An 18,056-nucleotide genomic window follows, 5' to 3' on the forward strand; every position below is an offset into this window, starting at 1 on the left:
TATTATTTTTCATTGTGGTCGAGCATAAAGCAGCAAGTTTAAATGCTACTTCTTAACCCTTTAAACTCAGGCATTAACGAAATCAAATGCTGGCTATAAGGATGTTCTGGTTGAGTAAACAATTGTTCACTTTCATTTACTTCTAATAACTGGCCTTTCTGCATCACACCAATACGATCACACATTTGGCGTATTACAGGTAAATCATGGCTAATAAATAGCATGGTTAAGTTTAATTCGTCTTGTAAATCTTTAAGTAGATTTAGAATTTGTGCTTGTACTGATACATCTAATGCAGAAGTGGGCTCGTCACAAATTAATAAGCGTGGGCGTGTTGCTAATGCGCGAGCAATAGAGATACGTTGACGTTGACCACCTGAAAATTCATGCGGGTATTTAACGGCAGCCATTCTACCTAAACCAACATGGTCTAATAAATCAAATACAATTTGTTGTATCTGCGATTCGCTTGTTGCTAGTTTATGGAAACGGATTGGCTCTGCAATGATGTCATAAATCTTCATTCTAGGATTCATTGAAGTGTATGGATTTTGAAATACCATCTGCATTTGACGACGAATAGGGCGGCGTTCACTCTCTGATTTTATTGCTGTTAAATCAATGCCTTCAAAAGTGATTTTACCTTCATTCGGTGGAAATAAACCTGTGATAACTCGTGCAATTGTTGACTTACCTGAGCCTGATTCACCAACTAAACCAAAGGTTTCACCTTCATTAATACTAAAGCTTACATTTTTGTTGGCTTCAACATATTCACGTTTACTTTCAAAGAAAGAATCTTTAGTTAGAAATTTTAAACTGACATTTTCCACGTTTAAAAGCGGGCCTTCATAGCTACGCTGCTCTTCACTTTGACCTAACCAATGATTCTTAATGTCTAATGCTTGATGTTCATGCGCTTCTTCAATGTAACTTACCAAAGGAAAGCGATCTAACTTTCTATCTGAACGAGGTACCGCTGAAATTAAACTACGTGTATATTCATGGTCTGGATCGCCTAATACTTTAGCGGTTTCACCAAATTCAACTAAATCGCCACGATACATAACAGCCACTTTATCGGTGACATTAGAGACTACGCCCATATCATGGGTTACTAGCATACACCCTACATTTTTCTCAATGCATAAGTTGCGGATAAGAGTCAGAATTTGGTCTTGAATAGAAACATCTAAAGCTGTGGTTGGTTCATCGGCTATAATAAGATCTGGTTCGCCCGATAAGGCTATTGCAATCACTACACGTTGTCGCATACCACCAGAGAATTGGTGAGGATATTGTTTAATACGTACTTCAGCTTCTGGGATGCCAACTTGTTCCATTAAACTAATTGCACGTGCTAAAGCTTCTTCTTGAGTGACTTCTAAATTAGCATGAATAGTTTCAAGTAATTGTTGCTCAACAGTAAAAAGCGGATTGAGCGATGTCATTGGATCTTGGAAAATAAAACCAATTTTATTGCCGCGTATTTTGCGCATTTGCTCAAGTGTTAGGCCTGATATTTGTTCTCCGTCTAAAAACACTTCACCGCCAGCGATTACTCCTGGAGGGCTCAATAAATCGATAATGGCATTACCTACAGTAGACTTTCCTGCTCCAGACTCACCTACGACGCCGACAATTTCGCCACGGTTAATAGAGAAAGATAATGATTTTACTGCTGCATGAGTCCCGAATCGTGAAGGGTATTCAATGCGTAGGTTTTTGACTTCTAATAATGACATTTAGTGGATCCCTACAAGTTTAAAATTAGTCTTATTAAACCTGTATCTACTTTTATTTTGTGACGGAAAGCGTATTAAGGTACCCTTATTGCAGTGTAATGCAATAAAGTTATATCTTAGAAGAATTATTTGTGTGATCTAGATCATGCTTGTTGAAGCTGTTTTTTGTTACAAGTTTAAACTTTCAACAGTCCTAAAATTAAATTTTCAATATTTTAAATCTAATAAATATCTGTTTATATAAAGATTAAGTATTTATAGGGTAATTTGTTGATGAATTTTTAAAGCGTAAAATTTCGCTCCTATCTTATTCAATGTTATATTTGCTTTTTAATTCATTGATACTTTTTATCTCGGGCTGGTTATGAAACATCGACAGGCTGTTTTTTTACAAGAAATGGGGATCTCCCATTGGCAAGTGCGAAAACCGGCATTATTTACAACAGAAAAAGAGCTGAAACAACTCAACTTATCTGTATATAAATTATTAGTGGTGTGCACGGAGCAAGATAAAAATCATGCATTAATGAAAGCAATTATTAACGCATTCGGTATTGAGAGAGATAGCGTTGTTTATTGTTCATTGAATCAGTTTGAAAATCAGCAAGGCACATTGCCTAAATTAATATGGTCAACCTTAGGTGAAATAGAAGTTTCTCCACATTGTCAGCTATTATATTCACCTTCTTTGGCTGAGCTCAATAACACTCCTTCAGCTAAAAAATCATTGTGGAAACAATTCTGTGCCTATCAACAATAATCTTTTAAATCCTTCCATTATTGCAATGGCCGTTACAGATATTCCCGCTGTTTTGACCATTGAATGTGCGGCGCATAGTCACCCGTGGTCAGAAAAACTCTTTTTAAGTAATTTTGGTAAGCGTTATATCAATCATATACTTATTATTGAAGATGAAATAATCGGTTACTTTATTGCAAGTTATGTTGCTGGAGAAGTAACTTTGCTTAATATTGCGATTGCGCCTAAATACCAAGGGAAAGGGCTCGGGCAAAAATTGTTAACTTATTTAATACAGTTTTCACACAAGTTAGAGCAGCAGGAAATTTGGTTAGAAGTAAGAGCATCAAACCAATCCGCTATTGCTATTTATCAAAAGTTAGATTTTGTAGAAGTGGATATTCGTCCTGCTTATTACCCTGCTGAAAATGGTCGAGAAGATGCCATTGTGATGTGTTGTTACATACAATAGCCATATACTGTAATTTATAGTGGTGAGTTGTTGTTATTTATAATTTGGAATTTTTATGATTTCTAAAAATCAGTTAAAACTTATTCATTCTTTAGATCAAAAGAAGCAACGTAAAAAATCTGGCCTATTTCTAGTGCAAGGTGAAAAAAATGTTGCTGAATTATTCGAATCTGATTTTGAGATCGTTAATTTATTTGCAACAACAGACTATATTAATAAACAAGCAAGTTTATTAAGTGCTAAGCAATTAGTCGGGCTTACCATTGACAGTACAGCTGAAGAATTACAAAAAGCTGGAACCTTGAAAACCAACAATAGTGTTATTGCGATTGTAAAATGTAAAACATCTGAAGTGCCAGAAATTACTCATAATGAGCTTATTCTAGTGTTAGACCAAGTTGGCGATCCTGGTAACTTAGGGACAATTATACGTGTGGCAGATTGGTATGGGATTAAAAAAATTGTTTGTAGTACTGATTGTGCCGATCTTTATAACCCTAAAGTAATCGCAGCTACTATGGGCTCTTTTGCTCGCGTACAAGTTAGCCATACAGACTTAACAGAATATCTCGCTTCTCAAAATACGCCTATTTATGGTGCTTTTTTAGAAGGAGAAAATATTCATAAAAGTAAATTATCAAGCAGTGCATTTATTGTGATGGGAAGTGAATCTCATGGTATTTCTGAAGCTGTTGGAAAATTTGTTACTCATAAAATTACCATTCCTAATTTCGGACAAGCTGAATCATTAAATGTAGCGATGGCAACGGGAATTATTTTAGATAACTTTAAGCGCTAATGTTAAGTTACTGCTATTCATTAGCGATTAAGAAAAGCGAATAAAAAATAAATAACAATTTAAACACCATTGAATTTGAGTGGTGTTTTGCATTTCCTACACAAATAATGAGTGCCTTTTGCTACTTTATTATGTCGGCGAATAGTCAACTGATGTTCAGAGCAGGCGCAGCGATAATCAAATAACTTTCCTTGTACATCTGTAATATCCAGTTGATGAGTTGTACTCGCTGGCAGTTTAAAAACTTGCGTCATTATATTTTGCCACTCTTTACCGTGAGGCCTGACTTTACCAAATAACTGATAAGTGATGAGATGAGCTATTTCATGAGCGACAACTTGCTCAAGGAAAATCTCTTTATTTTGTAGATACAAAATAGGATTAAACTTAAGTATGTTTTTCTGTAAATATGCACTCCCTGCACTGCGTCCGCGTTGATTAAAAAAGTAAGTTGGACGTGGGAAAGCTCGATCAAAAAAGCACTCGGCTAAAATGAAACAATCTTCACCTTTCACTGCGAGTGCTTTTTTATCTTCGAACGTTAACATTAGTCTTCTTTATATAAGATTTAAAATGCTGCTGCTTTTAAGTCTTCAACTTTGTCTAATGATTCCCATGGGAATTGTTCACGCCCAAAGTGTCCGTATGCTGCCGTTTCTTTGTAGATAGGTTTGATTAAATCTAACATTTCAATCAGGCCGTAAGGGCGTAAATCAAAATGCTCACTCACTAAGCTAACGATCAAATCTTTTGCTACTTTTTCAGTACCAAATGTTTCAACACTAATTGAAGTTGGTTCTGCAACACCAATTGCATATGATACTTGAATCTCACAACGATCTGCTAAACCAGCCGCTACGATATTTTTGGCCACATAACGTGCTGCATACGCGGCACTACGGTCAACTTTTGATGGATCTTTACCTGAAAATGCACCACCACCGTGACGAGCTGTACCGCCGTAAGTATCAACGATGATCTTGCGACCTGTTAATCCACAATCACCTACTGGACCACCAATGACAAAGCGACCTGTTGGATTGATATGGAATTTAGTGCGTTCTGATAATAATTCTGCTGGTAATACAGGCTTAATGATCTCTTCCATTACCGCTTCAACTAAGTCTGATTGCTTAATATCTTCACGGTGCTGTGTAGAAAGTACAACAGCATCAATACCAACAATTTTTCCTTGGTCGTAAGCAAAGGTGACTTGACTCTTAGCATCTGGACGTAACCAGTCTAGTTGACCACTTTTACGAACTTCAGCCTGTTTTTTTACAAGGCGATGAGCATAAGTGATAGGTGCAGGCATATAAACTTCTGTTTCATTAGTCGCGTAACCAAACATTAAACCTTGGTCACCAGCACCTTGTTCGCGTGGATCTGAACGGTCAACACCTTGATTGATATCTGGAGATTGTTTACCGACAACATTTAATACAGCACAAGAGTCGGCATCAAAGCCCATTTCTGAACTTGTATAACCAATTTCACGCACTGTATTACGAGTAATTTCTTCAATATCAACCCATGCATCAGTAGTAATTTCACCACCGACCATGACCATGCCAGTCTTTACATAAGTTTCACAAGCAACTCGTGCTTTTGGGTCTTGCTCTAAAATTGCATCAAGTACCGCATCAGAGATTTGATCGGCGATTTTATCTGGATGACCTTCAGAAACTGATTCTGAAGTAAATAAATCACGAGACATATGTGCTCCTATATATTCTATTTAAGTTCTTATTTAACTAAATTCTTTGGATGTTTTTACATCTAGACGTCTATAATACATTCTTTTATGATGATTAACACCTTATTATTTGATATTAAGATGAACTGTTTGATGACTTTGATAGTCAATAAGGTTTAAAATCAATATATTTACTTAAATGTGTATGCAATAGAGCTACAATATGCTGCATTTTTGTTTTTTCCGGTTTCTGTCTGCTCTGTATTATTGAGATTTTTATGCTTCTGTTGCTTCAATTAAAGTTTTTTCTGAAAATATTGCTTTCTTCTTTTTGTAGTTTGCCTAGCTTTATTCGTGGTCTACCTCGTTTATTTTCCAGCTTGCCACGTATCCATATTCTGCTCATCGCTTCGTTATGTGCTTTTGTATTAATTGTTAGTTTAATTCCTACTGAAATTATTATCGATAAACCTATTAAGCGCGAACTGATATTACCTGCTAGTGATTCTTTAAAAGGTAAATATGCAATCGCTCAACCATTAACAGCCATTCGTGAAAGTAGTGCTAAATTGTTTCCTGACTTTTCTGGCAATAGAGAAGTTGAAATTACTATTGCAGCTGGTGATACGTTAAGTGGTATTTTCTCAAAGGAAGGTTTATCTGCAGCTGTTTTACAAGAACTTCAAGAAGCTGATACTGAATACTTACGCTTAGGTAACCTATTTCCAGGGCAAAAAGTCCAGTTATTGATAAACCCTAAAAATCAATTATTGTCCTTAAAAATCATTGTAGATCGTGCTCATACATTAAGTTTCACCTTAAAAGATGGGGCTTATGTTCCTCATTTAGAAGTAAAAGAAGGGGAATGGCGTAATAACTATTATCAAGGTAGTGTGATTGGTAGTTTTTATGTGAGCGCAAAAAAAGCAGGATTGTCTGTTGGTCAAATTCAACAAATATCTGGTGCGCTACAGGATAAAATTAATTTTAATAGAGAGTTACGAGCTGGCGACTCTTTCCAAGTGCTTGTTGCTAAAAAATATATTGATGGTGTTTATAGTTTTGATAGTGAAGTGCTCGCGACTATTATTAAAACTCGCTCTGCTACTTATACTGCATTTTTGCATGAAGATGGACGTTATTACGATAAAAATGGGAAAGGCTTAAGTAAGGCTTATCGTCGTTATCCAATAAATGGTAAACACTACGTGACTTCTCGTTTCAATCCTCGTCGTTTACATCCTGTAACCAAAAGAATTAGCCCGCATAATGGAACTGATTTTAGAGCTAAAGTAGGTACTCGTGTTTATTCTGTTGGTGATGGTGTCGTTACCAGTGCTTATTATCATCCAGCTGCTGGTAACTATATTGTTATAAAACACGGTCGTAAATATACTTCACGCTTTTTACACTTAAGTAAAATTCTAGTGCGTAAAGGTCAACGAGTTGAAATGGGGCAATTAATTGGTCGCTCCGGTAATACAGGGCGTTCGACAGGGCCTCATTTGCATTATGAATTTCATGTTTATAATAAACCAGTGGATCCAATGAAGGTTAATTTACCTTTATCACAGGAAGTATCGAAAAAAGAGAAAGCAGCATTTAATAAACGTCGCGATTTATTTTTACGTGAAATGGGCGAAATTAAATAAAAATGTCGCATTTTAACTGATAAACTTAATATTATTAATTTTAGTCTATAGTAGAAGAGATAATTAATTTAAGGAGAGCTCATGTTATTAAAAAGCGATGCATATGACGCATGTATTGGATATTTTGCAGATAATTTAAATATATTTGAAGGCAAGTCAAATACTGCAAGCGGAACTCCCATTTCGGATATAGTCACTGATCAAGTCGCTGATATGTTAATGAGCTTTTGTTCTCAACAAACACAATTAAGTAATGAAGTACGCTTAACGGTAGTTGCTGAAGGTGATCGTTTGGTTGATGATATTGAGCAAATATTAGGAATGCATTGGAATAATGCCGCAACGCCTGAGCAAAAAGAATTTATTGAAGAGTATTTTTTATTGTTAAAAAATAGTTTAGATTCTCAAGTTAATAATTTATAAACAAATATTTTGAGCCATTAAGCCTTTTAAAAGCTACTTTTAAAAATCTTAAAAATAAAAAACCAATCCATTAGGATTGGTTTTTTGCTATTCGGACTTAGCTTAATTATTTAAGCTAATGTGTGGTGTAAGTGAATGATCTCTAACAGTTGATCTTCACGTTCAAAGCGACTTTCCATGATTTGACCTAACTCAGATAAATCATCGTCAAAGTTTAATAACTTCTGTTCCGTTGCATTTTCTGCATAGTTATCATTAAAATTTAATGCCGTATCTGTGGTTGTATTAATACGAGAGTACAACTCCTGTGCAATTTTTAAGTTTTCTTCGCCATGAAGCTTTGAAGTCTCAATTATTTGTTCGTAAACTTCAAAGTGTCCCGTTGAAGCATAATCTAATAAACTTTGGCAAAACTCTGTAATTAAAGCTTGCTCTGGTAATCCACGCTTTTCTTTTTGATAAGGTGGAAGACCCGCTAATTGACAATATAAAATGACTATTTTTTGGCGACTATCTAACCATTTATCCAACACAGAAAGTGTGCCACCCCATTCTTCTTTTGCATGCGCGAGTTTGGTAAGCATAAAACCTCCTGAGAAAAGAACATAATAATATACATTTATTTTATATATAACAGAAAAAAATTACTGTGAGCTTATACCCATTGTAAAAATCCAAAGTGTAAAACTTTAGTCGTAACCGTTATGATTCTGTATCATAACGGTTTTTATCGATGAAACAATTTTTAACCTTTAGTTTGTTAAAGCAACATTGTTGAGTCTAAGTTTGTTATAATTAAAACATCCAAACCAATTCAAAGAAACGAGTATTGAGCATGACAGAAATAAAACAAACTATAGATGGAAACGCTTGGTGGTTTATTTTGTCTGAAGGAAAAATAGTGGCATTAGACAGAGGGGATTATATTCCTTTTGGCACTATAAGTGATTTACCTTTTCCAAACGGTCTTATTGATAATAAAGTCTTACTGGGACAATATCAAAATTCACCTTGTTATCTTATTGAAGTTGAAGCAAATTTAGATGTTGGTTTAGGTGAGTACGTTACTTTACGTTCATTACTCGGCAATGTAGCTGATAAATTATTTGATATGGCAGGACGTGCTTTTCAAATTGCACTCTTTTATAAAACTCATCAATTTTGCGGTCAATGTGGCCAAAAAATGCAAAGAATTGATTGGGAAATTGCAATGAAATGTTATCACTGCCAACATCGTGCATATCCTCGCGTTTCGCCTTGTATTATCGTTGCTATTCGCCACAAGAAAAAAATACTATTGGCGTTACATAATCGCCATCAAAATGCCGAGCGTCCTATGTATACAACGCTAGCTGGATTTACAGAAGCAGGAGAAACGTTGGAAGCTTGCGTGGAACGCGAAGTCTTTGAGGAAGTGGGGATAAAAATAAAAAATATCCAATACGTGTCTAGCCAACCATGGCCATTCCCACATTCTTTAATGATGGGGTTTATCGCAGATTATGATTCTGGTGAAATTCAAGTAGACCCTAATGAGTTAATTGAAGCACATTGGTATGATATTGACGATTTACCTGTTATTCCTCGCCATGGCACTATTGCACGTAAATTAATTGAAAAAACACTAAAACGTTGTCGCTAAAGTTAATTACCCGTGATAACTCGCTTTGCATGATAATGTAAGCTCTTAAACATGAGACAGTAAAAGATACCGCCTCCTAATAGATTGAAAAGGTTAACAATGACAGAATTAAAAAACGACCGTTATATTCGTGCTTTATTAAAGCAAGAAGTTGATAAAACTCCTGTTTGGATGATGCGTCAAGCTGGCCGTTATTTACCAGAATATAAAGCAACACGCGCGCAAGCGGGTGATTTCATGTCGTTATGTCGTAACGCGGATTTAGCGTGTGAAGTGACGTTACAACCTTTACGTCGTTTTGATTTAGATGCTGCTATTTTATTTTCTGATATTTTGACTATTCCCGATGCAATGGGCTTAGGCTTATATTTTTCAGAAGGTGAAGGACCTCGATTCGAACGTCCTATTCGTTGTAAAAAAGACGTTGAGAATTTGATCATGCCTGACCCTGAGGGCGAATTACAATATGTCATGAACGCAGTGCGTACTATTCGCCGTGACTTGAAAGGCGAAGTGCCGTTAATTGGCTTCTCTGGTAGTCCATGGACATTAGCTACTTATATGATAGAAGGCAGCGGTTCAAAATTTTTCACTAAAATCAAAAAAATGGCCTTTGCAGAACCACAAACATTACATTTATTATTAGATAAATTAGCGGATTCTGTCATAGATTACTTAAATGCTCAAATTGCAGCGGGTGCGCAATCTGTGATGGTGTTTGACACTTGGGGCGGTATTTTATCCCCACGTGATTATAAAGACTTCTCATTACAATATATGGCAAAAATAGTTGATGGTTTAACACGTAATTATGATGGTCAAAAAATCCCTGTTACTTTATTTACCAAAAATGGTGGCCAATGGATTGAGCAGATTGCTGACACTGGGTGTGACGCCATTGGTTTAGATTGGACAATTGATATTAAAGAAGCAAGAGCGCGTGTTGGCTCACGAGTTGCTCTTCAAGGCAATATGGATCCATCAATGTTATATGCTTCACCTGAGCGTATTCGTCAAGAAGTCGCAACAATTCTTGAAGGCTACGGGAAAGGGACTGGACACGTATTTAACTTAGGGCATGGTATTCATTTAGATGTTCCACCTGAGAACGCCAAAGTATTTGTAGATGCTGTGCATGAATTGAGTGGCATTTATCACGGTTAACAAAACTGTAGTATTTAGACGATTAAAGACATGCTTCGGCATGTTTTTTTATTTGTACAGGATCCTTGCTACAAGCATCAAGAAACAGGTTTTTTCTTGTCCGATTGGTCAAGAGTGGCGTGATTAAAAGGTTGCTTTTAGGTTGTTCGCTTTATTTTTACCTTTAAACCTTTGTTATTACATTTATTAAGTGAATTTTTTTGTACTTTTATGCAACAAAGTAAATAAAATGTTTTCATTTCGGGTAGAATGCCGCCCAAGTTCTACTTTTTAGAAAACTCCAATCATTTGAGTTTTTCACCCATGAAAACATTAACCGAGGAATGTGAAAGATAATGGAAAATAACCGAGCAATTAAACGCGCGCTGATCAGTGTTTCTGATAAAACTGGTATTGTAGAGTTTGCACGTGAACTAGCTGATAAAGGTGTTGAGCTTTTATCAACAGGTGGTACGTGTAAATTATTAGCTGATAACAATATCAAAGTAACAGAAGTTTCTGATTACACTGGATTTCCTGAAATGATGGATGGCCGTGTAAAAACATTACACCCTAAAATTCATGGCGGTATTCTTGCTCGTCGTGGTATCGATGAAGCAATTATGGCTGCAAACGATATCGAAGCCATCGATATGGTTGTTGTTAACCTATATCCATTTGCTGCAACAGTAGCAAACCCAGACTGTACATTAGAAGACGCGATTGAGAATATCGATATCGGTGGTCCAACAATGGTACGTGCTGCGGCAAAAAACCATAAAGACGTTGCAATTGTTGTGAATGCATCTGATTATTCTCGCATCTTATCTGAAATGGCTGAAAATAACGGTAGTTTAGTTTACAAAACACGTTTTGATTTAGCGATCGCGGCTTACGAACATACTGCACAATACGACGGTATGATTGCTAATTACTTCGGTACTATGGTGCCAAGCTATGGTGAAAACAAAGAAGGTGATGAGGAATCAAAATTCCCACGTACTTTCAATGCTCAATTCCAAAAGAAACAAGATATGCGTTACGGTGAAAATTCTCATCAAGCGGCTGCTTTCTATGTTGAAAACAATATTCAAGAAGCGTCTGTATCTACAGCGACTCAATTACAAGGTAAAGCATTATCTTATAACAACATCGCAGACACCGACTCTGCATTAGAATGTGTTAAAGAATTCTCTGAGCCTGCATGTGTGATTGTTAAACACGCAAATCCATGCGGTGTTGCGGTTGCAGGTAACATTCTTGATGCTTATGAAGGTGCATACAAAACTGACCCAACGTCTGCCTTTGGGGGTATTATCGCATTTAACCGCGAATTAGATGCTGCAACAGCTGAAGCAATTACCTCTCGTCAATTTGTTGAAGTAATTATTGCGCCATCAGTGAGCGATGAAGCCGTTGCGATTATTGCAGCTAAAAAGAACCTACGTTTATTAGCATGTGGCGAATGGGCTGACAAAACTACTGAGTTTGATATTAAACGTGTAAACGGTGGATTGTTAGTACAAGATCGTGACCAAGGTATGGTGGATTTAGCTGACCTTAAAGTGGTATCTAAACGTCAACCAACAGAATCTGAAATGACTGATTTGTTATTTAGCTGGAAAGTGGCTAAATTTGTAAAATCAAATGCGATTGTTTACGTTAAAAATAGTACAACAGTGGGTGTAGGCGCAGGTCAAATGAGCCGTGTTTATAGTGCTAAAATTGCTGGAATTAAAGCGGCGGATGAGAATCTAGTTGTTGAAGGTTCAGTCATGGCATCGGATGCATTCTTCCCATTCCGTGACGGTATTGATGCAGCAGCAGAAGCTGGCATTAGCTGTGTGATTCAGCCTGGTGGTTCAATGCGTGATGATGAAGTTATCGCCGCTGCCGACGAACACAATATGGCGATGGTATTCACGGGAATGCGTCACTTCCGCCACTAATCAGGATATCTCTTAGCCAGTTGATTCGATCTCTGCGTCAGAAGTGCTCACTTGCAGTAGCAAGCTCCGCGCTTCTTCCTTGACCTCGAACCAACTGGCGTTGAGCTAACCTAATTAATCTTTTACCTTGATTTAAAATGAAATCACTTAGTAAAAGACAACAAACCTTTTTAAATTATTATTAAAGAATTGCAGTGAGTCAGAACTAAGCAATTTAATGTTAGTTCAAGGAAAAAGCACGGAGTTTAGCGCGCTAAATGAGTACTTTTGACGCTGAAATAGCATTAAATCGCGACGTACTGTCTTACGTGAGGAAAACGAATGAATGTACTGATTATTGGTAATGGTGGTCGTGAGCATGCATTAGCATGGAAAGTGGCACAAAATGAACAAGTAAAAAATATCTTCGTTGCACCGGGTAATGCAGGTACAGCATTAGAAAATAAAGTTAAAAACGTCAACATTGGTGTTGAAGACATTGATGCTTTAGTTGCTTTTGCACAAGACAATAATGTTGAGTTAACAATTGTAGGCCCAGAAGCGCCTTTAGTTATTGGTGTCGTTGATGCATTTCGTGAAGCTAAGTTAGCGTGTTTTGGCCCAACGAAAGGCGCTGCACAGTTAGAAGGCTCTAAAGCATTCACTAAAGACTTTCTAGCGCGTCATGATATCCCAACGGCTTGGTACCAAAACTTTACTGAAATTGAACCTGCTTTAGCTTACGTTCGTGAAAAAGGTGCTCCGATTGTGATTAAGGCTGACGGCCTTGCAGCGGGTAAAGGCGTGATCGTTGCGATGACATTACAAGAAGCGGAAGATGCTATTCAAGATATGTTAGCGGGCAATGCTTTTGGTGAAGCGGGACATCGTGTTGTTATCGAAGAATTTCTAGATGGCGAAGAAGCTTCATTTATCGTGATGGTTGATGGTAAAAACATTGTACCAATGGCAACAAGCCAAGATCATAAACGTGTAGGTGATGGTGATACAGGACCTAACACTGGTGGTATGGGCGCTTATTCGCCTGCGCCTGTCGTCACGCCTGAAATGCATGATCGCATTATGGATTTAGTGATCCGACCTACCGTTGAAGGTATGGCTGCTGAGGGGAATACTTATACTGGTTTTCTTTATGCTGGTCTGATGATCATGGCCGACGGTACACCTAAAGTCATTGAATACAACTGTCGCTTTGGTGATCCTGAAACACAACCAATCATGTTACGTATGAAGTCTGACATAGTTACTTTATGTTTAGCGGGCGTTAATGGCGAACTTGAAGATATGGTTGCTGAGTTTGACTCTCGTGCGGCAATTGGTGTTGTATTAGCGGCTGGTGGTTATCCTGCGGATTACAGCAAAGGACATGTTATTTCAGGTATCCCAGAAGCGTCTGAAGGACTTAAAGTGTTCCATGCTGGTACCGCTGAAAAAAATGGTCAAGTCGTGACTAGCGGTGGTCGAGTGCTTTGTGCAACGGCATTGGGCAATACAGTGACAGAAGCGCAACAAAAAGCGTATGAGTTAGTTAAGCAAATTAGTTGGGATGGCATGTTCCATCGTAATGACATTGCTTATCGTGCTATAGCACGTGAAAATAACAAATAACTTTTGCTAGTTAAGTTGGTGCAAGCTGACGTTGTTAATTATAAAAAAAGCACCTTCTGGTGCTTTTTTTTATAGTCATACCAATCATATTTTGTCATTTGGCTGATTGTTTAAATATTTTTGAATTTGTATGCCTGACCATATTCCTACTAATATTCCGCCTACAGAAATAAAGCCCGCGGGAGATAGCGTTGGGATTGCTAACAATAATTGGACGCTATTTCCACCAAGTGCTATCGATGCTCCAATGCCCATCAAGATCCCTGCTAACAGATGTAATATCCAATACCTAAAGCTTGAAGCGATAAATAAAAATTTCTTTCTATTCCATGCGCCTAAAAACATTCCAATAAGTAATGCAATAAAAAATAGATATTGCTCTAATGAAGGCCATTGGTGTAATTGATTATCGAGAAATGCTTTGCTTAAATTACTTAATAAAGCGTTAGGTGACCATTTAGGTTGATAAAGGTAAATAAACCCAGATAGAAGGCCAATGCTGAGCATGCTGAACCAAAGTTGCTTTCTTTTGTTGTCGCCGAAGGAAACCCAAATAACCAAGCCAACAGAAATCGTGCTAAATAATAAATAGTGAGATATTTTCAGTAAAGGCGCTTCTATCAAGCCTCTCTCTGGTGCCCAATAGGCAAAGATTGTCCATCCAACTAACCAGCCTGTAATGGTGGCTAACATCTTTATATCGCCTTTAGTTAATTTGGTTAAAGTTGAAATGCCACAGCCTTTATTAAATGCAGTGCCTAAACCAAACAAAAAGCCGCCCAATAGAAACCAAGTGTTAAGTTCATAGATTCTAAAATGAAAGGGAATATCGGTTAAGTAAGCAAAAAGCGTAGAAACCCAAACTAATACGCCACTTAACAAAATAGCAATGAGGTGCTCTTTATTTCCTTGCCGCCATTCGTTAACCCCTTTAAACATACATAAACCGGTTGCTTGGGCAAGGTAACCCATGGCAATCACAGCTAATAAAACAAGACTCAGTAACATAATGAATCCAATTAATAAGAAAAAAGTAGAGAGCCCGTAAGCTCTCTTTTAATATTGATTACCAAGAAGACGCTTTGGCTTCTTGCATATCGTAACGCCAATCTTCAGGAATGGTTGCCTCATCCAATAAAGCATTTTCAGCGATAGTTGGGTAAAGCTGAGCGTAATTCTTAACATCCGTGCCTTGTACTCGACGGTTAATGTGCTTAGGTTTAAGCTCATGTATGCCGTTAAGCCCGGCAGCACCGACTAACTCAACTAGATTTGTAACGGTTTCTCGTTGGAAGTTAGCAACACGTTGTGCTTTATCTGTTACTACAATTGCTTTATTGCGCGAAGGGTTTTGCGTTGCGATACCTGTTGGGCAATGGTCGCTATTACAAGTACGAGCTTGAATACAACCCAACGACAACATCATACCGCGAGCTGAGTTTACTGTGTCAGCCCCTAATGCAATGGCTCTTAGTATATGGAATGCTGAAAACATTTTACCTGAAGCAATAATACGAATTTTGTTTCTTAATCCAAATCCTATCAGCGCATTATTAACGAAAACTAACGCATCTCTAATAGGTGTTCCCACTGAGTTTGTCATCTCTGTTGGTGCTGCACCTGTCCCGCCTTCGCCACCATCAACGGTAATAAAGTCTGGCGTAATACCTGTTTCTATCATCGCTTTACAAATGGCAAGGAATTCATCACGTCGGCCAATACATAATTTGAAACCAATAGGTTTACCTGCAGATAGTTCACGTAGTTGTTTTACAAAGTGTAATAGTTCTGTAGGCGTTGAAAAAGCACTATGAGAAGGCGGAGAGACAACATCTTCGCCCATAGGTACATGACGTATTAATGCAATTTCTTCAGTAAGTTTAGCTGCTGGTAAAATGCCACCGTGACCTGGTTTTGCACCTTGCGACATTTTTATTTCTATCATTTTAACAACATCATTTGATGCGTTCTTTTTGAAAGTCTCTGGGTTAAAGTTACCTACCGCATCTCTACAACCAAAATAACCGGTACCGATTTGCCATATGATATCGCCGCCATGTTCTAGATGATACGGACTCATGCTTCCTTCACCTGTATTGTGAGAAAAGCCACCGATCTTAGCGCCTTTATTAAGGGCCATTATAGCGTTTTTACTTAATGCACCGTAGCTCATTGCAGAAATGTTCAATGGAGAGGCCATATAAGGCTGTAGGCAGTCTGGACCACCAAACTTAACCCTTGGATCTAGATCTGTTAGATGTTTAGGTTGCATTGAATGATTAACCCACTCATAACCAGCACGATTTGTATCGAAAATAGTACCAAAAGGGCGGGTATCTCGATCTCCCTTTGAACGTTGGTAGATTAAAGATCTGAACTCGCGAGGAACAGGAGTTCCACTGGTATCAGATTCAACAAAATATTGTTGTATTTCAGGTCTAATTGATTCTAATAAGTATCTAAAACGACCGAAGACAGGATATAAACGACGAATTGATTGCTTGGTTTGAAGCATATCGTATAAGCCGATTAAAATGATGGGCGCTAATATTACTAAAACCCATAACCAAGCAGTTGATAATAGCGATAATAACGCGACTAAAATTAGCGATGTAAACATAAATGTTACGAAGTGTTGACGTATTGTCATATTAGGGGGCCTTATTTTTCATTAAATTTGTCAATAGATAGACCGAAGCAGTATGATTTTTATTTCAAATAAAATAACAGGAAGAGTTTTTTGTTATTGGTCTTTTTGAGAAAAAGTAAAAAGAGAATTTAAAGGGATAAAAAAAGCCCTCAACAATGAGGGCTTATAAATATTATAAAAACGTTAAATTAACAGGCTTGATCATAAAATAATCTTAGCGGTGATAATTTAATACTTTTACTGTAAGTAAAATAATTGCTTATTTGTTTACAGATTCTTTAAGCGCTTTACCAGCAACAAAAGCAGGAACGTTAGCTGCTTTAATTTGAATGTCTGCACCCGTTTGTGGGTTGCGGCCAACACGTGCTGCACGGTGGTTTACTTTGAATGTACCAAAGCCGATTAGTTGAACTGGTTCGCCATCTTTAAGGCTATCAGTTACGCTTGCTAACATTTGTTCTAGAGCTGCTTTAGCTTGTACTTTAGTTAGGTCTGCTTTCTCTGCGATATCTGCCACAAGTTCAGTTTTATTCATTATTTGACTTCCGTTATTATAAAAAGATGCGTAAGCGTGTAAACACGTTAAATAATGTATTGCATTCAAACCTTGTAAGTAAAGAATAATCACAATAAAAATTAGAAAAAATACAATTTATTTATTTTAATGTGTTAAAAATCACAAATTTAAAATTAGTTTTCTACTGTTGAGATGCCAATATTGGTGCTTTCAAGTGATTTTATGTATTCACGAACTGATTTTATGACTTCAGGGCTTCGCTCATTATCTATCATTTTGAGCACATTTTTTTGCACTTCTAGTTGTTCAATAAACAAAGGTTCGAGTAATAATTCAGTTTCATCGATCTCTTGATCGGTTTGTAATTCTATAAAACTAGCGATAGTCGCGAAACTAGTTTGGCTTGCATTTATCGCTTCTTCTTTAGATTTAGTGGTAAAAGAATTGAAAATACAGCTAACAATTACGCAATAATCAACAGCAGGGTAAACACCATAAAAATCATAATTACTACTTTCAGGAATGATGGCATTAAAATTTTCTTCTTGAATAGTGAAGTTAATTTTGGCGCCTTTTACGGTTAGCTTTTCCCAAAATAGTTGTAAAATATTTTCTGCAATAACACCATCTTCATTTTCAATAGATTGACTGAACATTTTGAAATGAGTGAGATTTTGCTCTGCAAGTGCCATACAAAAAACACTTTGTTGCCAAGCTTGTAAATTAGTGAGTTGTTCATTAATGGGAAGAGATAACATAGCGTTCCTAATTTGCACCTTCAAAAGAAGTTAAGATTATAGGCAAATTTTGATCCTGTCTTTATCTATTTATTGATTTTTATACTTAATTGTCAAAAGCAGGGCGTTCTAGAAAAGTTAAGCATAAAAAAAGCGACTAAAAAGTTAATGCCGATCAGTTAAGAAAAATTAGTTGATTTTTAACGTAAGAAGATCAAAATCCTATGACTCAAAAGGTCATGGGATTTTTTTATGGAACTTTCAGAAGCACTCGCTCGCACATC

General features: G+C 37.0%; 17 protein-coding genes. 9 read left to right on the top strand and 8 right to left on the bottom strand.

Translation table 11 applies throughout. The features are described 5' to 3' along the window. Positions 1-38 precede the first annotated feature (38 nt). Positions 39-1,745 carry a dipeptide ABC transporter ATP-binding protein gene (locus E2R67_RS09630; RefSeq protein ID WP_134290740.1) on the bottom strand — a complete coding sequence of 569 codons (1,707 nt, stop codon included), beginning with the start codon at positions 1,743-1,745 and terminating at the stop codon, positions 39-41. Positions 1,746-2,109: 364 nt separating this feature from the next. Here E2R67_RS09630 and E2R67_RS09635 point away from each other — a divergent pair, with 364 nt between their 5' ends. From E2R67_RS09635 to E2R67_RS09645, 3 genes are read left to right on the top strand one after another with little or no spacing between them, the layout of a single operon-like run. Further along, positions 2,110-2,505: a DNA polymerase III subunit psi gene (locus E2R67_RS09635; RefSeq protein ID WP_134290741.1), complete on the top strand. Its 396-nt coding sequence runs from the start codon at positions 2,110-2,112 to the stop codon at positions 2,503-2,505. After that, positions 2,489-2,956, top strand: coding sequence for a ribosomal protein S18-alanine N-acetyltransferase (rimI, locus tag E2R67_RS09640; RefSeq protein WP_243836995.1), 468 nt, complete (start codon positions 2,489-2,491; stop codon positions 2,954-2,956). Before E2R67_RS09635 ends, rimI begins: the two co-directional genes overlap by 17 nt. Positions 2,957-3,011: 55 nt before the next feature. Then, entirely contained in the window at positions 3,012-3,755 is a 744-nt protein-coding gene (locus E2R67_RS09645) for an RNA methyltransferase (protein WP_134290742.1), read from the top strand. 59 nt (positions 3,756-3,814) lie between these two features. Here E2R67_RS09645 and E2R67_RS09650 read toward each other — a convergent pair whose 3' ends face one another. Both E2R67_RS09650 and metK read right to left on the bottom strand, forming a co-directional pair. Then, entirely contained in the window at positions 3,815-4,303 is a 489-nt protein-coding gene (locus E2R67_RS09650) for a SprT family zinc-dependent metalloprotease (protein WP_134290743.1), read from the bottom strand. 20 nt (positions 4,304-4,323) lie between these two features. Next, positions 4,324-5,472 (bottom strand): methionine adenosyltransferase, encoded by a 1,149-nt coding sequence (gene metK / locus E2R67_RS09655; protein ID WP_134290744.1) that lies wholly within the window; start codon positions 5,470-5,472, stop codon positions 4,324-4,326. A gap of 257 nt (positions 5,473-5,729) precedes the next feature. Here metK and E2R67_RS09660 point away from each other — a divergent pair, with 257 nt between their 5' ends. Next, entirely contained in the window at positions 5,730-7,103 is a 1,374-nt protein-coding gene (locus E2R67_RS09660) for a peptidoglycan DD-metalloendopeptidase family protein (RefSeq protein ID WP_134290745.1), read from the top strand. 81 nt (positions 7,104-7,184) lie between these two features. Next, a complete protein-coding gene (locus tag E2R67_RS09665) occupies positions 7,185-7,526 on the top strand; it encodes a DUF3802 family protein (RefSeq protein WP_134290746.1) in 342 nt (113 codons plus the stop codon). A gap of 110 nt (positions 7,527-7,636) precedes the next feature. Here the strand turns inward: E2R67_RS09665 and rsd are convergent, their stop codons facing one another. Beyond that, positions 7,637-8,110, bottom strand: a complete 474-nt coding sequence (rsd, locus tag E2R67_RS09670; RefSeq protein WP_134290747.1) for a sigma D regulator — start codon at positions 8,108-8,110, stop codon at positions 7,637-7,639. Between the two features lie 251 nt (positions 8,111-8,361). Here rsd and nudC point away from each other — a divergent pair, with 251 nt between their 5' ends. The 4 genes from nudC to purD all read left to right on the top strand — a co-directional run bounded on the left by nudC (position 8,362) and on the right by purD (position 13,868). Continuing rightward, the gene (gene nudC / locus E2R67_RS09675) at positions 8,362-9,168 is read left to right on the top strand and encodes an NAD(+) diphosphatase (RefSeq protein WP_134290748.1); all 807 of its coding nucleotides are present in this window, start codon (positions 8,362-8,364) and stop codon (positions 9,166-9,168) included. Positions 9,169-9,267: 99 nt separating this feature from the next. Continuing rightward, a complete protein-coding gene (hemE, locus tag E2R67_RS09680) occupies positions 9,268-10,332 on the top strand; it encodes a uroporphyrinogen decarboxylase (RefSeq protein ID WP_134290749.1) in 1,065 nt (354 codons plus the stop codon). A gap of 335 nt (positions 10,333-10,667) precedes the next feature. Beyond that, the gene (purH, locus tag E2R67_RS09685) at positions 10,668-12,260 is read left to right on the top strand and encodes a bifunctional phosphoribosylaminoimidazolecarboxamide formyltransferase/IMP cyclohydrolase (protein ID WP_134290750.1); all 1,593 of its coding nucleotides are present in this window, start codon (positions 10,668-10,670) and stop codon (positions 12,258-12,260) included. Positions 12,261-12,581: 321 nt separating this feature from the next. Then, entirely contained in the window at positions 12,582-13,868 is a 1,287-nt protein-coding gene (gene purD / locus E2R67_RS09690; protein ID WP_134290751.1) for a phosphoribosylamine--glycine ligase, read from the top strand. Between the two features lie 84 nt (positions 13,869-13,952). Here purD and E2R67_RS09695 read toward each other — a convergent pair whose 3' ends face one another. The 4 genes from E2R67_RS09695 to E2R67_RS09710 form a co-directional block, all read right to left on the bottom strand. Then, a complete protein-coding gene (locus tag E2R67_RS09695) occupies positions 13,953-14,876 on the bottom strand; it encodes a YeeE/YedE thiosulfate transporter family protein (protein WP_134290752.1) in 924 nt (307 codons plus the stop codon). Between the two features lie 58 nt (positions 14,877-14,934). After that, positions 14,935-16,518 (bottom strand): FMN-binding glutamate synthase family protein, encoded by a 1,584-nt coding sequence (locus E2R67_RS09700; protein WP_134290753.1) that lies wholly within the window; start codon positions 16,516-16,518, stop codon positions 14,935-14,937. A gap of 259 nt (positions 16,519-16,777) precedes the next feature. Continuing rightward, positions 16,778-17,053, bottom strand: a complete 276-nt coding sequence (locus E2R67_RS09705; RefSeq protein WP_134290754.1) for an HU family DNA-binding protein — start codon at positions 17,051-17,053, stop codon at positions 16,778-16,780. A gap of 155 nt (positions 17,054-17,208) precedes the next feature. Beyond that, the gene (locus tag E2R67_RS09710) at positions 17,209-17,793 is read right to left on the bottom strand and encodes a YjaG family protein (RefSeq protein ID WP_134290755.1); all 585 of its coding nucleotides are present in this window, start codon (positions 17,791-17,793) and stop codon (positions 17,209-17,211) included. Between the last annotated feature and the right edge of the window lie 263 nt (positions 17,794-18,056).

The sequence above is a fragment of the Psychromonas algicola genome (assembly GCF_004378355.1).
Taxonomy (GTDB): domain Bacteria; phylum Pseudomonadota; class Gammaproteobacteria; order Enterobacterales; family Psychromonadaceae; genus Psychromonas.